This window comes from Janthinobacterium sp. BCJ23 (assembly GCF_059617945.1).
Window position 1 is genome coordinate 275,112 of the sequence record NZ_JCAQAW010000002.1, and the last position, 16,554, is coordinate 291,665.

The following is a 16,554-nucleotide window of genomic DNA, read 5'->3' on the forward strand; positions in this document are numbered from 1 at the left end:
TGTCGATAAGGGGAAAACTGATGCCCGGAATATACCATGTGGCAACCCTCTTGCAGGAGGAAACAGCGCATCGCTTGATCTCTACGTGCACCTGCCCCTATGCTAAAGTGTTGCTCTCTTCTCAAGCGAATTCCAGCATGCCTACTTCCCTGCCGTCCTCCCTGATCGCCACCGCCCTGCTCGCCTCAGTCCACGGCGCCGTCGCCGCCCCCATGAGCCTGGACGACTACCTGGCCCTGAACGGCCCCCCGCCCAAGGCGCAGATCCCCTATGGCCCCGCGCCGTCGCAATACGCACAGCTGTTCCGGCCCGAAGGCAGCGGACCGTTCCCCGTCGTCGTGCTCGTGCATGGCGGCTGCTGGACGGTGGCCTTCGGCGGCATCAAGCAGATGCGCAACGTGGCCGGCGCCCTCGTCGCACAAGGGATCGCCGTGTGGAATGTCGAGTACCGGCGCGTCGACGAGCCGGGCGGCGGCTACCCGGGCACCTACGAAGACATGCACGCGGCACTCGACAGCCTGCAGCAGCACGCGCCCCAATACCAGCTGGACGTGAATCGCATCCTGGCGATGGGCCACTCGGCCGGCGGCCAGCTGGTGCAATGGATCGCCGGACGGGAAAAACTGCCAAAGACCAGCCCCCTGTACCGCGACAAGTTCCTGCCAGTCAAAAACATCGTCAGCCTGGGCGGCCTGGCCGACCTGCGCCATGAAAAGGACTTGATCAAGACCAGCTGCGAGCGCGACATCGCCCAGCTGGCAGGCCAGCCCAGCGCAACGCGCCCCGACATCTACAGCGACACCAACGCCGCCGACCTGATCCCCAACGGCAGCCGCACTGTGCTGGCCACGGGAGAACTCGACACCATCTCCCCTCCCCGCGTGGCGCACGACTATGCGGCCAAGGCCACGCTGGCTGGCGACCATGCGGAAGTGCTGATTTTGCCTGGGGCAAGTCATTATGACGAGATTGCGGCGACGTCGAATGCGTGGGGGATGATTTTGGTGGTGGTTCGGGGGATGTTGGGGATGGAGGCGCAACGATGAAAGCGCGGCCTGAAGCGGGTGGCATAAGCCGTGCATTTGTAGTTCTTTAAACTTTTTCTTTAGTGCCACCCAGCGTAACAATACGAAAATAGATCAGGTGCTACCGGCAAGGCGAGGCCGTGAGATGTGAAATTTAGATCAACAAGAACTTTTCAAATAAATCGGAATCATACGAATGTCAAGCTTTGATCAAACACCATTTTCGGCTAGAAATAGAGGCGTGCACCGCAAAATCGATACGGAATTTCCTCAAAGTGCGCAAGTAGGGCTATTGCATCTTCTTTTAGATTTAATAGACCGTGATTATATTGCCGGGTGGGCCCCATTGGCACGAGAGATCCAACGTATCGCACGTCTACCACCTGTCGAGTATAACAATTCGAAGTCCGCTAGTATTCAACAAGCGAAAATCGACGTTGAGGTAGCGCTTGCTACGCTAAGTTGGGACAAAAACTATGACTTTTGTGAGCGTTTACATAACCACTTGGCAAAGGAAGTTGGGTATAGCTACAACGACATATACGAAGTGACCACTCCAAAGTCCGAAGTGCAGGCATTTATCACGGCTGAATTACAGCGGCTATTTTCGGAAGAGGAATTGGCTTTTGAATTCACAGAAGGATTAGTTCGCAGGAGAGGCAGAAAACATACTGTTGAGGTGACTACTAGGGCACAGGTAGTTCTCGGTGATAGCCGGCTCGCAAGTGCTCGTCGACACTATGACAAGGCAATGCAATTCTTTCGCAGTCCAGCAAAGCCGGACTATGAAAATTGCGTGAAGGAGGTAGTTTGTGCTGTCGAAGCAGCGGGGAAAATTCTATTCCCTGCTGCGAAGGCTGCTACATTGGGAGACCTAGCGAAATGGTTCTCGTCAACAAAAGACGTTTCAGTACCTAAAGCAATTGCTCAAACCATAACTGGAATTTATGCATATCGGAGCGGAGGAGATGGAATCGGGCATGGAGGCGCAGCGGGAGGTATTGCAACAGCGGAAGTGGCTGAGTACGTATTAGCAGTTTGCGCATCGCAGATTATTTATATGGTTGATGTGTCAAACCATTACGAAGGTGAAGTCCCATTTTAAATGTGCCAGGTCTGCTCCGCTATCACGCTATAGGTGCGGCGCGAGCTTCAAAAATGCTACCTGGTTACTTCAACAAGGTGCTTTGGCGTATAAACGCTCTTCAACAAAAAACATATCCAAGATCAATACGAATAGGCTCCCGTCCCAAACTCAGGCTCCCCGGGCCCAGCGGGCCTGAAAAATGGCCAGGGCAAGGCGCGCGGGCGAAGACAGTACGCATGTACGGCGAGCCCAAGCAACGCAGCCATGGGCATTTTCTCAGGCCCGCGGCTCTGGCCCGCTGTTCAAAACAATACGATCACTGAACACGCGCCAGGTACTGGGCCAGCTGGGCGAAGGTCGCCTTGAACCCCTGCGTCATCGACTCAAACCCCTGCTTGAAAGTCTCATGCTGCTCATCCGTCGCCTTGTGCGGCGTCGACCGTAACGTCATCGTCGTCTTGCCATTCTCTTCGCTAAGCGTCATGACATTGAACGATTCCAGCGGCCAAGTAGCGCTGACGGGGTGCTGCACGGCATTCCCCTGCTTGTCGGCAAACGACAGGATGGAAACGATGCGTTCGGGCGCTTCGATAGACTGGTAGGTGAACTTGCCCCACATCTCGTAGCCATTGTCCGCGCGCATGCCGTAGTGGAAGACTCCGCCCGGTTTGAGGTCCAGCGCCAGCACGCTCAATTCGAAACCGACGGGGCCCCACCATTGCGCCAGGCGCTCGGGCTCCACCCACGAGCGGAACACGAGATCGCGTGGTGCGTCGAAAGTCTGCGTGATGACAAAGTCGCTGCTGTCGCGGTGCTGTCCTTCCTGCTTCTGTTCTGCGGTGGCCATGCTCTCTCCTGTGTTGGTGGACTGGCAGTTAATGTAACAGTGGCGCCGAAAATGGGAAAGGCCCGTACGCCATCTTGAGCGTAGGTCGGGTTAGCGCACAGCGCGTAAGCCGACACCATCACCAGCGGCTCAGGCCAACGATGGTGTCGGATTACGGCCCGGAGGGCCTAATCCGACCTACCCGACCTACTTTGCCTTGCCAGCAGATGCCACCTGGTCGAGGATATGCTTGGGCACGGCCGCATAGTGCTTGAATTCCATCGTGTAGGTGGCACGGCCCTGGGTCAGCGAGCGCAGGCCGGTGGAATAGCCGAACATTTCGGCCAGCGGCACAAGCGCCTTGACGATGCGGCCCGCGCCGCCGGGAACGTCGTCGACGCCCTGCACCATGCCGCGGCGGGCCGTCAGGTCGCCCATAACGTTGCCCATGAACTCTTCCGGCGTTTCCGCCTCCACCTGCATCATCGGTTCGAGCAGTACGGGATGGGCTTTGCGCATGCCATCCTTGAAGGCGATGGAACCGGCCATGCGGAAGGCGTTTTCGTTCGAATCGACGTCGTGGTAGGAGCCGAACGTCAAGGTCGCCTTCACGTCGACGACCGGGTAGCCGGCCAGCACGCCCGACTTCAAGGTTTCGACGATGCCCTTGTCGACGGCGGGGATGAATTCGCGCGGCACCACGCCGCCCTTGATGGCATCGACGAACTGGTAGCCGGTGCCTGGCGGCAAGGGTTCAAGTTTGAGCACCACGTGGCCGTACTGGCCCCGCCCGCCCGATTGCTTAACGAACTTGCCCTCCACGTCTTCCACCGCGCGCGTGATGGTTTCGCGGTAGGCCACCTGCGGCTTGCCGACATTGGCTTCCACGCCAAATTCACGGCGCATGCGGTCGACCAGTATCTCCAGGTGCAATTCGCCCATGCCCGACATGATGGTCTGGCCCGATTCCTCGTCCGTATGCACCCTGAACGACGGGTCTTCCTGCGCCAGGCGGTTCAGGGCGATGCCCATCTTTTCCTGGTCTGGCTTGGTCTTCGGTTCGACCGCCTGCGAAATCACGGGTTCCGGGAAGATCATCTTTTCCAGCACGATGATGTGGTCGATGGCGCACAGAGTGTCGCCTGTGGTGACGGCTTTCAGGCCCACGGCGGCGGCGATGTCGCCCGCATACACTTCCTTGATTTCCTTGCGCTCGTTCGCATGCATCTGCAGGATGCGCCCCAGCCGTTCGCGCGCGCTCTTGGTCGGGTTGTAGACCATGTCGCCCGAGTTCACCACGCCCGAATACACGCGGAAGAAGGTCAATTGCCCCACGAACGGGTCCGTCATGATCTTGAAGGCGAGCGCGGCAAAGTGCTCGTCGTCCGTCGGATGGCGCTCCACCTCGTTGTCGTGTTCGTCATGGCCCATGATGGGCGGCACTTCCATCGGCGACGGCAGATATTCGATGATGGCATCGAGCATCGCCTGCACGCCCTTGTTTTTAAACGCGCTGCCGCACAGCATGGGCACGATTTCGTTGCGGATGGTACGTGCGCGCAAGGCTTGCTTGAGTTCGGCTTCCGTAAACGTGTCGCCATTCAGGTAGCGTTCCGTCATCTCCGTGCTGGCTTCGGCCGCGTGTTCGACCATGTGCTCATGCCACTGCTGTGCCTGCGCCTGTAGCTCGGCGGGAATCTCGCCATAGCTGAACTGCACGCCCTGGCTGGCGTCGTCCCAGGTGATGGCGCGCATTTTCAACAGGTCGATCACGCCCGTGAAATGGTCTTCGGCGCCGATCGGCAACTGGATGGGCACGGCCACGCCCTTCAGGCGGTCGGCGATCTGCTTGCGCACGCGCAGGAAATCCGCGCCCACCCGGTCCATCTTGTTGATGAAGGCGATGCGTGGCACGTGGTATTTGTTGGCTTGCCGCCAGACGGTTTCCGACTGCGGCTGCACGCCGCCGACGGCGTCATACACCATCACGGCGCCGTCGAGCACGCGCATTGAGCGCTCGACCTCGATCGTGAAATCCACGTGGCCGGGCGTATCGATGATGTTGATGCGGTGTTCGGGGAAATTGCCGGCCATGCCTTTCCAGAAGGCCGTGGTGGCGGCCGAGGTAATGGTGATACCCCGTTCCTGTTCCTGCTCCATCCAGTCCATGGTGGCGGCGCCATTGTGCACTTCGCCGATCTTGTGATTGACCCCCGTATAAAACAGGATGCGCTCGGTGGTGGTGGTCTTGCCGGCGTCGATATGGGCGCTGATGCCGATGTTGCGGTAGCGCTCGATAGGTGTTTTGCGGGTCATCACAATCTCCATGGCTAGCCCCGGCACCCGGTTTTCCAGTGTAGCAGACATCGATTTGGCCGGCACGGCAGCGGGCTGTTTACCATGCACGCAACACTGGCAGGCGCACACACGTCAGGCGCACGGAGACTAATTGCGGATTCGGCTATACTTCCAGACGTTAATTTTTGAACTTTAATTCAACAAAGATTAATAAAAATCAATACGCATGGCATCCGGCCATGCAAGGCGACGCCGCCGGCATGCAGCCCAGGTGCGCACCGAACGACATGCCCTACTCAGCCTATGACTATCCAACTAAGAAAAATAATCCTCTCTTCCCTGCTGGCATCGCCGGCGCTGGCCATGGCCGGCGAACTGGAACAGCAAATGCAGCGTTGCGCCGTACTTGGCGACGCCAGCGCCCGCCTGGGGTGCTTCGACACCCTGGCCAAGGCGGCGGAAAAAGCCACCATCGCGGCCGGCGGTGATTCCGCCACCGCGGCCGTCACCCTGGCAGCGGCAGCCGAGGCCGCCCCCATCACTCCCGTCAGTCCGCCTGGCGTGGCCACGCCGGACGCTGTCAACGCGGCCATTCCTGCCGTCGCACAGACAGGCGCGGCGCCGCCGGAAGCGCCGATTTCGCGCACCCAGCAATCGTGGGAACTGAACGAGGCCTCGAAACGCGGCCTGTTCAACTTCCGCCCGCACCGCGACACCTATCTGCTGCTGGCCAATTACAGCGATGCGTCCAACGACGAGCCGTTCCAGGATTTCACGCCGGCCGGCATCAAGAGCCAGCATGTGGAACTGACGTTCCAGCTGAGCTTCAAGATGAAGCTGCTGGAAGACATCGCCGGCACGCCGCTCGACATGTGGTTTGGCTACACGCAGCAAAGTTTCTGGCAAGCGTATAACCGCAAGGCCTCGAGCCCGTTCCGCGAGACCAATTACCAGCCGGAACTGATGCTGATCATGCCGATCAACAAGAATTTCGCGGGCGTGGAATTCAATTACCTGAACTTCGGCCTCGTGCACCAGTCCAACGGTCAGACGTCGACGCTATCTCGCAGCTGGAACCGCGTGTATGCCGAACTGGGCATGGAAAAAGACAATCTGGCTGTCACGGCCCGTGTCTGGCACCGCCTCGACAATGGCAAGACCGACAATGACAATATCGACATCACCGATTACCTGGGGCATGGCGACTTGCGCGTGAGCTACCGCAACAAGGGCCACGAGTATGCCGTGACGGCCCGCCGCAATTTCAGCAAGAAGCATGGCTCCATGCAGGCAAGCTGGGCTTTCCCATTGAAGGCCAACCTGAAAGGCTATCTGCAACTGTTCTCCGGCTATGGCCAGAGCTTGATCGACTACAACTATTCGCAGAAATCGATAGGCGCCGGTTTCATGGTCGACCTGTAAGCCAAGCAGTACCGCAAACAAAAATGGCGCCGAGGGCGCCATTTTTTATGGAAAATATCTGATTTATCGCGGGCTGCCACCCAGCACGCGGGCAGGCAGCATGACGATGGCGCGCAGCAATTCGAACACGCCTTCGACGCCGATGCCGATCAAGCGGAATGGCAGCAACAGCAGCCAGGCCAGCGGATACAGCACGAGGGCCAGCAAGGCCAGGGGCCAGCACACGAGCAAGAGCAGCAGCCACAGCACAAATCCCAGCATTGCGTCCCCCTAGAATGAAATGTGCGGAGCAAGCCGTGCTTGCCCCGCTACCGTGAGGCCACTATATGCAAGCGCCGCCACGGCGGCAACGGCCTTGCGATGAACTGCGTGCTGGGGGGATGAACGGTGCAAAAACGGGAATGAACGGCGCCTGCGGAGACTTTTATTGACCGACGCAAATCACTTTCGTGATGTATTCATGGGCGTTCGGCTTCTTGCTGGTGGCCCATTTGATGGCCTGGTTGGCATCTTCGATGGTCAGGATCGAGGCCTTGTCCTTCGACTTGATGAAGGACACGCCTTCAAACACGCCTTCCTTGCTGCGCATTACCTTGGCAAACACGGGCGGCTTGGTCTCGCCATCGCTGATTTTGTTCTGTTGCACGAGGTAACGCTGATCGATCTGTTCCATGATAGTAAAGCTGTCCAGTGGGTAAAAGACGAAATATACCCTGAATGGACAAACGCCGCAGGACGAAATCGCTGCGGCGTTGCCTTTACGTTAATGACACTCAGGCATAGACTGCGTTCTGCGTAACAGGCTGCAGATTCACGTCATAGATCACCTGCGCGCGGATCGACGTTTCCAGCGAAGGAATCGAGCCGCCGGCGCGGTACTGGAAGCTCACTTGCAGCACGTCGCCCGCCTTCACGGCGACCGGCGTGGCCAGAGGCAAACACATGTAGTGGTTCAGCCAGTCGATCGTGGTCGAGCGCTCGGACACGACGGCCAGGATGTTCTTGGTGACGAAACGCAAGGCATTCAAGGTGCCGCTGCGCTCGACGACGAACTTGCCGTCGAAGCCGAAGACGCTGTCCGTCAGCTGGCTGAAGTCGATGATGCTGTACACGGAGGGCGGCGCCAGCTCCTGCACGCCCGGGTGGATGGCCGTGGTTTCCTGGAATTGCACGATGGGCGCATAAAAGCCCTCGAAATCGTATTCCTGCTGCATCGGCTGCACGGCCATGATGACGGCTTCGGGCAGGAAGATGGGCAGCGGGCCGCCAAAGCGGGCCAGGTAGCGGCGCTTGAACGATTCGATCACTTCCACCTGCTTTTCGCGCAGCATGCCCACATGGATCATTTCACAGATGACCACGTCGACGGGCTCGGGCGGCAGGTATTCGAAGGCGTCCGCGTGGACGACTTCGACTTTTTCACCGTTGGGATTGAGCGCCAGCATCTTGCGCGCTTCCTTGACCATGTCAGGATTGAACTCCACGCACCACACCTTGTCGGCGCGCGCGGCCGCAAACCACGACAGCACACCCGTGCCGCCGCCCAGCTCCAGCACTTTCATGCCAGGCTTCACCGCGTAATCGATCGCCGACTTGAACCCGTGCATGCGGTTCTGGTCCATCAACATATTGTGGTGGTAATGGACGGGGATAAATTGCCCCAGGTAACAACTCTCGATTTCTCGTTCATTCAGCATGTCTGTCCTCTTGGAGTCTGGCTCCGATGGCCGATCGGTTTTGTCATTCCAGAAAGCAGTGTTATCGCACGGGCTGCACGAGGGGCGGCGACAAACCAGCCGGCGCCTGACGTTGATGTGATTGCCCATGCGAAAAATCTCCTGATTAATGCGACACGATCATTATCGTTAATCGGCACGGAGAACAAAGGGCTGAGCTGAGAGGCAATTCCATGCCAATTTCAGCGCTGGCATGGAAAATATTGCTAGAAGATTACTTTCGGGCCGCGCGCGCCTTCTGTGCCGCTTCGATGATGGCAACCACGCCCGGCTTGTCGCCGGCCTGGGCGAACTGCGCGGCCGTCCAGCCATGGTCGCTTTTCAGGCTGGCGTCCGCACCCCAGGACAGCAGCAGCTTGACGGCGCCCTCCTGTCCCTCGCGGGCGGCAAACATCAACGGCGTGACGTTGGCGGGCGCACGCGCATCAACGGCGGCGTCGCGGTCGAGCAAGATCTTCATGATCGGCAGGTCGCCCGCCGAAGCCGCATAGTGGAGCGCCGTCCAGCCGCTCTGGTTGACCTTGGCGCCCTTGGCCAGCAAGGCTTCCACGGCATCCTGCTTGTGTTTATAGGCGGCCATCATCAGCGCCGTGTTGCCGTTGGCCGAACGGGCTTCGATGTCGATGCCGGGTGCGTCGAGCAGCACCTTGAAAACCCGGTCCGCATCGTCGCGCAAGGCCAGCACGAGGGGAATGTCGCCGCGTTGCGCGTCGGGCTGGTTCGGGTTCATGCCCTCGGCCAGCATGTCGCGCACGCCGCTGGCGTTGTTGACGGACACGGCGCGGAAGAAGGCATCCGGTTCCGGCGCCGCCTGGCTGGCGGTGGCGCAGCACAGCAGCATCGCCAGCGCGAGTTTTTTCATCATGTCTGACCTTAAGAAGTTATGGCAACTGATTGAATAACTTGAAGAAATTGCCCGTCGTCTGGCGTGCCACCTGCTCCAGCGGGATGCCTTTCAGGGTCGACAGGTATTCCGCCACGTGGGCTACATAGCCCGGTTCGTTCATGCGGCCACGGAATGGCACGGGCGCCAGGTACGGCGAATCCGTCTCGATGAGGATGCGCTCGAGCGGCACTTCCAGGGCCACGGCTTGCAAATCCTTGGCGCTCTTGAACGTGACGATGCCGGAAAACGAAATATAGAAACCCATGTCGATGGCGGCGCGCGCCACTTCCAAGGATTCCGTAAAGCAATGCATGACGCCGGCCACGCCGCCGTCGGCCACGCCAGCGCCCTCTTCGCGCATGATGCGTATCGTGTCTTCACTGGCCGCTCTTGTGTGAATAATCAAGGGCTTGCGCGTGATTCTTGAAGCTTTGATGTGAGTGCGAAAACGCTCGCGCTGCCACTCGAGGTCGCCCGTCAAACGGAAATAATCGAGGCCCGTCTCGCCGATGGCGATGATCTTCGGGTGGTCCGCCAATCGCACCAGGTCTTCCACGGACGGTTCAGGCGTGTCTTCATAGTCGGGATGCACGCCGACGGACGCAAAGATATGCGGATACTGCTCGGCCAGGGCCAGCACCTGCGGGAAGTCCGGCAAGTCGACGGACACGCACAGAGCGTGCGTCACCTTGTTCTCCGCCATCTTGGCGAGGATCTCGGGCATGCGAGCGGCCAGCTCGGGGAAATTGATATGGCAATGGGAATCGATATACATAAGGCGGGATTGTACCGGAGGGAGAGAAAACTGGCAGGGGAACGGCGGCGGCGCGCATCCCCTGCCGGAGCGGTTCGGAGGCTTGCAGCCGATTACATCTGCGAGGCCGGGTGTTCCGCGAGCGGCACGAAGTTGCCGGTCGACTCGTCGAGCGCGTCGAGAGAACCGTTCTCGATGTCGTACACCCAGCCGTGCAGGGTCAGCCGGTGTTGCGCCATGGCCAGCGCCACCGAAGGATGGGTGCGCAGGTTATTGAGTTGCGCGACCACGTTGGCGCGCACCATGCCGTCGATGCGCGACTGCTCCGTCGGATGGTCGACCGATTCGTTGATCATGCGCGCCGCGTCCGCATGGTGCAGCCAGCTGCGCACGGCCGGCATGTGATCGAGGCAGGCACAGGTGGCGATCGCCTTCATCGCGCCGCAATCGGAATGGCCGCAAATGACGATGTCGCTCACGTTCAAGGCGGACACGGCAAATTCGACCGTGGCGCTGACGCCGCCCGGTTCCGGGCCGTACGATGGCACGATGTTGCCCGCGTTGCGGATCACGAAGAGTTCGCCGGGTTCGCGCTGCGTCACCAGTTCCGGCACCATGCGGCTGTCCGAGCAGGAAATGAACAGGGCCTTCGGGGTTTGTCCCGTGGCCAGGGTCTTGAACAACTCGCGGCGCTCAGGAAAAACCTCTTTTTGGAAGCGTAGGAATCCAGCAATAATGTCGCGCATAATAAATAGGGATCGTTATCTGAGCCGGTATTATCGCTGAACGAGGCAGGTTCCGCCTACTGCCCCTGTGGCGGCTGCCACAGCTCCACCTTGTTGCCTTCTGGATCGATGACCCAGCCGAACTGGCCATATTCCGAATCGGGCGCCTTGTCCAGCACCGTGCAGCCTTCATCGCGCAAGGCTTGCAACAGCGCATCGAGGTCGTCGACCCGGTAATTGATCATGAAGGAAGCCTTGCCGGGCAGGAATTGCTCGCTGCCCTTGGCTGCTACGGACCAGATGGTGGTGCCCGCCGTGGGCTGGCCGTCCGCATCCGTCCAGCTAAAGGCGGCGCCGCCCCACGGCTGCACGTCCAGACCCAGGTGGCGCTGGTACCAGGCGCGCAGCGAGGCCGGGTCTTGCGCCTGGAAAAAGATGCCGCCGATGCCAGTGACTCGTTTCATGCACGCCTCCATTGCTGTCCAGTGCCTTGACTGTAACACCAGGGGCCAAGCGTGGCAAACGAAACAAAGAGAAGTTACATTAAATCAGCAACGCAAGCACTTGATTTTATTGGCAACTGGAAGCGTAATCGAGCAGCATATCTTCGAGGAACAGCTTGGGCGACAAGGGGTGCTCGGCAATCGCCCGGCGCTCGTTCGCCGCCTTGATAGCGGCCATCAAACGGCTCACGTTGATGCGTCCTGCCAAGGCTTCCAGTTCGCGCCTGTGGCGCGGGTAGTAGCGGATGGTGCCCGACAATTTGACGGAAAACACATCGTACAGCCAGCGCTGGAGCGATGCCACCAGCGGCGCCAGCGGCGCCTTCTGCAATTTGTCGGCAGCCTTCAGGGCCGCTTCGACGCCGGGATTGGCCAGCACTTGCAGCAACTGTTCCGTCTCTTCGCGGCCGCCCGACTCGGACTGGGCCAGCGCGGCCAGCGGTGCGCCGCCCTGCTCGCGCAGCCAGCTGTCCGCATCGTTCAAGCCTTGCTGCTTGAGCCACGTCAAGGCCTGCTCGTGGCTGGGCATGGGCAAGGCGAATTTCCTGCAGCGCGACAGAATCGTCGGCAGCAAGCGGTCCAGGCTGTTCGAGGCCAGCAGGAACAAGGTACCCGGCGGCGGCTCTTCCAGCGTCTTCAGCAAGGCGTTCGACGCGGGCGTGTTCAGCGCCTCGGCCGGGTACAGCACCACCACGCGCAAGCCCTGGCGGTGCGTGGAAATGTTCATGAAGTCGGCCAGGTTGCGGATCTGCTCGATCTTGATGTCTTTCGACGGCGTCTTGGTCTTGGCGCTTTTCTTCGCGCCTTCGCCCTCTTCGCCGTCGTCGGCCACCTCGTCTTCCAGCGCTTCCGGACGGACCCGGCGGTAATCGGGATGGTTGCCCTGGCTAAACCAGCCGCACGAGGCGCAAGCGCCGCAGGCATGGCCGTCGGCGCGCACGTCTTCGCACAGCAGCGCTTGCGCAAAATGCTCGATGAAGTCGGCCTTGCCGATGCCCTGCGCGCCATGGAACAAAATGGCGTGCGGCATGCGCGGGCGCAAGGCTTGCAATTGCTGCCAGGCGTCCTGTTGCCACGGATAGAGAGAACTGGTCATTTTATTCTTTGTAAATCAGCGTGTTACAGAGCTTTGTTCGAGCAAAGCATCAAGCAATTTTGCCAGCTGCACTTGAATGTCGGCAATGCTTTGCGTCGAATCGATGATGCGGAAGCGCCCGGGGAACTGGGCCGCGCGGCGCAGGTACTCGTTGCGCGTGGCGGCAAAGAAGTCCGATCGCTCCTGCTCGAACTTGTCGAGCGCGCGCGTGGCGTCCAGGCGGGCGCGGGCGACAGCCAGCGGCACGTCGAATAAAAACGTCAGGTCCGGCTGCAGATGCGGATGCACCCACGCTTCCAGCGCTTCCATCTTGCCCAGGTCCATGCCCCGCCCGCCGCCCTGGTAGGCGAAGCTGGCATCGGTGAAACGGTCGGAAATGACCCACTCGCCCCGCTCCAGGGCGGGTGCGATGACTTGCGCGATGTGTTCGCGGCGGCTGGCGAACATCAGCAAGGCTTCCGTTTCCAGATGCATTTTTTCATGCAGCAGCAGTTCGCGCAGCTTTTCGCCCAGGCTGGTACCGCCCGGTTCGCGCGACGAGACGAGGCTCACGCCCCTTTGCCGCAGGTAGTCGGTGACAAAGCCGATATGCGTCGACTTGCCCGCGCCATCAATGCCTTCGAAGGTGATGAAGCGGGGTTGATAGTGTTGTGTCATGAAACTCTTAATCTTGTGATGATATTAACGCTGATACTGGTTCACGGCGCGGTTATGGTCGGGCAAGTTGGCCGAGAACTGGCTGGTGCCGTCGCCGCGCGCGACGAAATACAGCGCCTGCGTGCGGGCCGGTGCCAGCGCCGCCGTCAGCGATTGCGCACCGGCCAGGGCGATCGGCGTGGGCGGCAAGCCGCCGCGCGTGTAGGTATTGTACGGGGTGTCCGCTTCCAGGTCGCGTTTGCGGATCTTGCCCTGGTAATTGTCACCCATGCCATAGATCACGGTCGGGTCCGTCTGCAGCAGCATGCCCATCTTCAGGCGGTTGACGAACACGCCGGCGATCATGGCGCGCTCGGACTTTTGTCCCGTTTCCTTTTCCACGATGGAAGCCATGATCAGCGCTTCGTACGGGTTTTTATATGGCAAGGCCGGATCGCGCTTGTCCCACGCTTCGGACAGGCGGCCGATCATGGCCGTGTGCGCCTGCCTGAAAATCTGCATTTCGCTGGCGCCCTTGGCAAACAGATACGTGTCCGGGAAGAACAGGCCTTCCGGCAGCACATATTCGGGGCTGATCTTCGCCATCAGTTCCTTGTCGGACAGGCCCACGGTATCGTGCTTGAGGCCTGGATGATTGGCCATGGCCAGGCGCATCTGCTTGAACGTCCAGCCTTCGATGATGGTCAGCGACTCTTGCGCGAACTCGCCGCGTGCCAGCTGCGTGATCAAACGCTGCGGCGTCGTGCCCGGTTTCAGCTCGTAGGAACCGGCCTTGATCTTCGACGTCTTGCCTTCGATGCGCGCCAGCATGTTGAACAGGATGGGCACGATGGGCACGCCCGCGTCCGCGATCTGCTGGCCGGCCGCATGCGCGCCACTGCCCGGGCTGATCGTAAACGGGATCGCTTCGCCGTCCGTGGTGATGGGCTGCTGCGCCCAGTACACAAAAGTACCGCCCACGCCGATGGCGGCGATGACTGAACTGACTACAAGTTTTTTAAAGAAAGCCATTGTTCCGATTCTTGTGATGCGCTCGCTGGCAGGCAGCGCGCGCTTGTTATGATCGTTCATTTGTGAAGCAAGTGCGCGCAAAGCGGCGCCAACACTGGCAATCTTGCCGCTGCCGACGCAATTTGCGCGACATCACTATAATGAACCCGTAATGATAATGCTTAATCGCTGATCTAATGGAAATTATGAATAACTGGAATCAATTTTTAACCGCTCAAGGCGCCCGCCCCGTTGCCGCCGATGGCGCGCCTGACGGCACCGCAAACTCCCCTGTCGCCGATTTCGGCCAGTCCCTGACAGTGCCCCAGCTGCAAGAAGGTTTTGTCGCGGCCATCACGGACCGGGGCTTGATCGGCTTGAACGGCGACGATGCAGCCAGTTTCCTGCACGGCCAGCTGACCAACGACGTGGAACACCTGAACCAGGAGCAAGTGCGCCTGGCCGGCTACTGCACGCCGAAAGGCCGCCTGCTGGCCAGTTTCCTGATGTGGCGCAACGCCACCACCATTTATCTGCAATTGCCGCGCGCCATACAGCCGGCCATCCAGAAGCGGCTGCAGATGTTCGTGCTGCGCGCCAAGGCCAAGCTGCACGATGCGTCCGCCGATGATGCCAATCAAGTCGTCCTGGGCCTCGGCGGCAAGCAAGCCAGCGCGGCCCTGTCCGCCTGGTTCCCGGCGCTGCCCGCCACGCCGTTCAGCAAGGTCGAGCATGCACTGGGTACCCTGCTGCGCATGGCCGATGCGTTCGGCAGCGCCCGCTATGAATGGCTGACGTCCGCCGCCACGGCGCAGGACGTGTGGCCGCAGCTGGCTGAAACTCTCGCCAAGGGCGGCAATGACGCCTGGCAATTGTCCGATATCCATGCGGGCATCCCGCAGATCACGGCCGCCACGCAAGAGCAGTTCGTGCCGCAGATGGTCAACTTCGAGCTGCTGGGCGGCGTCAATTTCAAGAAAGGCTGCTACCCGGGCCAGGAAATCGTCGCGCGCAGCCAGTACCTGGGCAAGCTCAAGCGCCGTACCACCCTCGTCAGCATCGCCGATCCCTCGGTAGTGGCCGGCGGCGAACTGTTCGCCGTCAGCGACCCCGAGCAACCGTGCGGCATGGTCGTCAACGCGGCGCCGAACGGCGTGGGCGGCATCGACGCCCTCGTTGAAATGAAGCTGGGGGCGATCGAAGAAGGTTCAAGCGCCGCCGGCGCCGTGCGCTACGGCTCGGCCCAGGGCGTTGCCGTGCAATTCCTGCCCATGCCTTACGTGCTCGACGCACTCGACTTGTGAGAATGCCATGAAAGATCTGTACGTTTACTATCAGGTAAAAGAAGAGCACGCCCAGGCGCTGGAAGCCCGGGTCCGCGCCATGCAGGCGAAACTGGCGGCCGCGTCCGGCGTGGCGCCGCAGCTGAAGCGCCGTCCGGAAGCCAAGGATGGCTTGCAGACGTGGATGGAAATCTACCCTGTCGTCGGTGAAGGTTTTACGGAGCTGCTGGCCGGCGCATCCGACGAAGCGGGCTTGCTGTCGTTGACGGCTGGCGCGCGCCATACGGAAGTGTTCATGGATTTGCCTCCATGTGCCTGATCGTTTTTGCCTGGAAAGTCAATCCGCACATCCCGCTGATTGCCGCCGCCAACCGCGACGAATTCTATGAACGCGCCAGCGCCCCCGCCGGCGCCTGGCCCGAACATCCGCAAGTGTATGCGGGCCGCGACCTGCAGGCGGGCGGCAGCTGGATGGGCATCACCCAGGCCGGCGGCGGCAGCTCGCGCTTTGCCGCCATCACGAATATCCGCAGCCCGCAAGACCGCAACCCGGACGCCCCCTCGCGCGGTGCCCTGGTGGCCGACTATTTGGCCGGCAATATGTCGCCGCAAGACTACATCGCGCAAATCCGCCCCGGCAGCGGTGCCTACAACGGTTTCAATCTGGTGCTCGGTGACGCCGATACCCTGATCTGGTTTTCCAACCGCGGTGATGGCGATGCGCGCAATGGCCAGCCTTTGGAACCGGGCATCTACGGCCTGTCGAACGCCCTGCTCGACGCGCCGTGGCCGAAGGTCCTGAAGACCAAGGCCCAGTTCGCCAGCCTGCTGTGCCAGGGTGCGCCCGATGAAGCGTATTTCGACATGCTTGCCGACACCACGCGCGCGCCCGACTTCCGCTTGCCGGACACAGGCGTGCCGCTCGACCTCGAGCGCGTGCTGTCCGCCGTCTGCATCGAAACGCCGGGCTACGGCACGCGCACGTCCACCGTCGTGAAACTGTTCCCGGAGTCTCCCGGCGAATTGCATGAGCTGGTGATACAGTAGGTCGGGTTAGCGCGCAAGCGCGTAACCCGACACCACCACCACACTCAACCGGCATCACGGTCCCCAACGTCGGATTACGCGCGCCTGCGGCGCGCTAATCCGACCTACGCCCGCTTCCCGACTCGCATCAAAAAACCTCTATCCATCCGCACGCACAAAAAAGAAAGCGCTTGCGCAAGCGCTTTCTTTTGTTTACGATAGATTCAAACGCGGCGACAC

The 16,554-nt window shown here is 60.4% G+C and carries 18 protein-coding genes; 6 read left to right on the top strand and 12 right to left on the bottom strand.

Going from position 1 to position 16,554, the window contains the following annotated elements:
* Positions 1 to 137 precede the first annotated feature (137 nt).
* Positions 138 to 1,046, top strand: a complete 909-nt coding sequence (locus AC54AG_RS07275) for an alpha/beta hydrolase (RefSeq protein ID WP_496629893.1) — start codon at positions 138 to 140, stop codon at positions 1,044 to 1,046.
* Positions 1,047 to 1,221: 175 nt separating this feature from the next.
* Positions 1,222 to 2,130: a hypothetical protein gene (locus AC54AG_RS07280; RefSeq protein WP_331776546.1), complete on the top strand. Its 909-nt coding sequence runs from the start codon at positions 1,222 to 1,224 to the stop codon at positions 2,128 to 2,130.
* A 298-nt stretch (positions 2,131 to 2,428) separates the two neighbouring features.
* Here AC54AG_RS07280 and AC54AG_RS07285 read toward each other — a convergent pair whose 3' ends face one another.
* Positions 2,429 to 2,959, bottom strand: a complete 531-nt coding sequence (locus AC54AG_RS07285; protein WP_319991588.1) for an SRPBCC family protein — start codon at positions 2,957 to 2,959, stop codon at positions 2,429 to 2,431.
* 186 nt (positions 2,960 to 3,145) lie between these two features.
* Positions 3,146 to 5,254, bottom strand: coding sequence for an elongation factor G (fusA, locus tag AC54AG_RS07290; RefSeq protein ID WP_496629894.1), 2,109 nt, complete (start codon positions 5,252 to 5,254; stop codon positions 3,146 to 3,148).
* A gap of 285 nt (positions 5,255 to 5,539) precedes the next feature.
* On the opposite strand from fusA, the gene AC54AG_RS07295 reads away from it, so the two are divergent.
* Complete coding sequence (locus AC54AG_RS07295) at positions 5,540 to 6,658, top strand: phospholipase A (RefSeq protein WP_070302464.1); 1,119 nt, start codon at positions 5,540 to 5,542, stop codon at positions 6,656 to 6,658.
* A 63-nt stretch (positions 6,659 to 6,721) separates the two neighbouring features.
* Here the strand turns inward: AC54AG_RS07295 and AC54AG_RS07300 are convergent, their stop codons facing one another.
* The 10 genes from AC54AG_RS07300 to mltG form a co-directional block, all read right to left on the bottom strand.
* Entirely contained in the window at positions 6,722 to 6,919 is a 198-nt protein-coding gene (locus AC54AG_RS07300; RefSeq protein WP_034756168.1) for a hypothetical protein, read from the bottom strand.
* 163 nt (positions 6,920 to 7,082) lie between these two features.
* Positions 7,083 to 7,331, bottom strand: coding sequence for a hypothetical protein (locus AC54AG_RS07305; RefSeq protein ID WP_034756165.1), 249 nt, complete (start codon positions 7,329 to 7,331; stop codon positions 7,083 to 7,085).
* Positions 7,332 to 7,431: 100 nt separating this feature from the next.
* Positions 7,432 to 8,355, bottom strand: coding sequence for a class I SAM-dependent methyltransferase (locus AC54AG_RS07310; RefSeq protein ID WP_496629895.1), 924 nt, complete (start codon positions 8,353 to 8,355; stop codon positions 7,432 to 7,434).
* Positions 8,356 to 8,608: 253 nt separating this feature from the next.
* Entirely contained in the window at positions 8,609 to 9,259 is a 651-nt protein-coding gene (locus tag AC54AG_RS07315; protein ID WP_496629896.1) for an ankyrin repeat domain-containing protein, read from the bottom strand.
* A gap of 16 nt (positions 9,260 to 9,275) precedes the next feature.
* The gene (locus tag AC54AG_RS07320; RefSeq protein ID WP_072453554.1) at positions 9,276 to 10,055 is read right to left on the bottom strand and encodes a TatD family hydrolase; all 780 of its coding nucleotides are present in this window, start codon (positions 10,053 to 10,055) and stop codon (positions 9,276 to 9,278) included.
* A gap of 92 nt (positions 10,056 to 10,147) precedes the next feature.
* Positions 10,148 to 10,780, bottom strand: coding sequence for a carbonic anhydrase (locus tag AC54AG_RS07325; RefSeq protein ID WP_034756156.1), 633 nt, complete (start codon positions 10,778 to 10,780; stop codon positions 10,148 to 10,150).
* A 56-nt stretch (positions 10,781 to 10,836) separates the two neighbouring features.
* Positions 10,837 to 11,223 (bottom strand): VOC family protein, encoded by a 387-nt coding sequence (locus AC54AG_RS07330; protein ID WP_034756595.1) that lies wholly within the window; start codon positions 11,221 to 11,223, stop codon positions 10,837 to 10,839.
* A gap of 106 nt (positions 11,224 to 11,329) precedes the next feature.
* Positions 11,330 to 12,358: a DNA polymerase III subunit delta' gene (locus AC54AG_RS07335; RefSeq protein WP_070302470.1), complete on the bottom strand. Its 1,029-nt coding sequence runs from the start codon at positions 12,356 to 12,358 to the stop codon at positions 11,330 to 11,332.
* A gap of 15 nt (positions 12,359 to 12,373) precedes the next feature.
* Entirely contained in the window at positions 12,374 to 13,015 is a 642-nt protein-coding gene (tmk, locus tag AC54AG_RS07340) for a dTMP kinase (RefSeq protein WP_496629897.1), read from the bottom strand.
* Between the two features lie 24 nt (positions 13,016 to 13,039).
* Entirely contained in the window at positions 13,040 to 14,026 is a 987-nt protein-coding gene (gene mltG / locus AC54AG_RS07345; RefSeq protein ID WP_496629898.1) for an endolytic transglycosylase MltG, read from the bottom strand.
* Positions 14,027 to 14,202: 176 nt separating this feature from the next.
* On the opposite strand from mltG, the gene ygfZ reads away from it, so the two are divergent.
* Genes ygfZ through AC54AG_RS07360 form a run of 3 tightly spaced genes read left to right on the top strand, consistent with a single transcriptional unit; the run spans position 14,203 to position 16,335 of the window.
* Positions 14,203 to 15,309 carry a CAF17-like 4Fe-4S cluster assembly/insertion protein YgfZ gene (ygfZ, locus tag AC54AG_RS07350; RefSeq protein ID WP_496629900.1) on the top strand — a complete coding sequence of 369 codons (1,107 nt, stop codon included), beginning with the start codon at positions 14,203 to 14,205 and terminating at the stop codon, positions 15,307 to 15,309.
* Between the two features lie 7 nt (positions 15,310 to 15,316).
* Positions 15,317 to 15,607, top strand: a complete 291-nt coding sequence (locus AC54AG_RS07355; protein ID WP_070302473.1) for a DUF4936 family protein — start codon at positions 15,317 to 15,319, stop codon at positions 15,605 to 15,607.
* A complete protein-coding gene (locus tag AC54AG_RS07360; RefSeq protein ID WP_456130840.1) occupies positions 15,598 to 16,335 on the top strand; it encodes an NRDE family protein in 738 nt (245 codons plus the stop codon). Before AC54AG_RS07355 ends, AC54AG_RS07360 begins: the two co-directional genes overlap by 10 nt.
* The last annotated feature ends 219 nt before the right edge of the window (positions 16,336 to 16,554 follow it).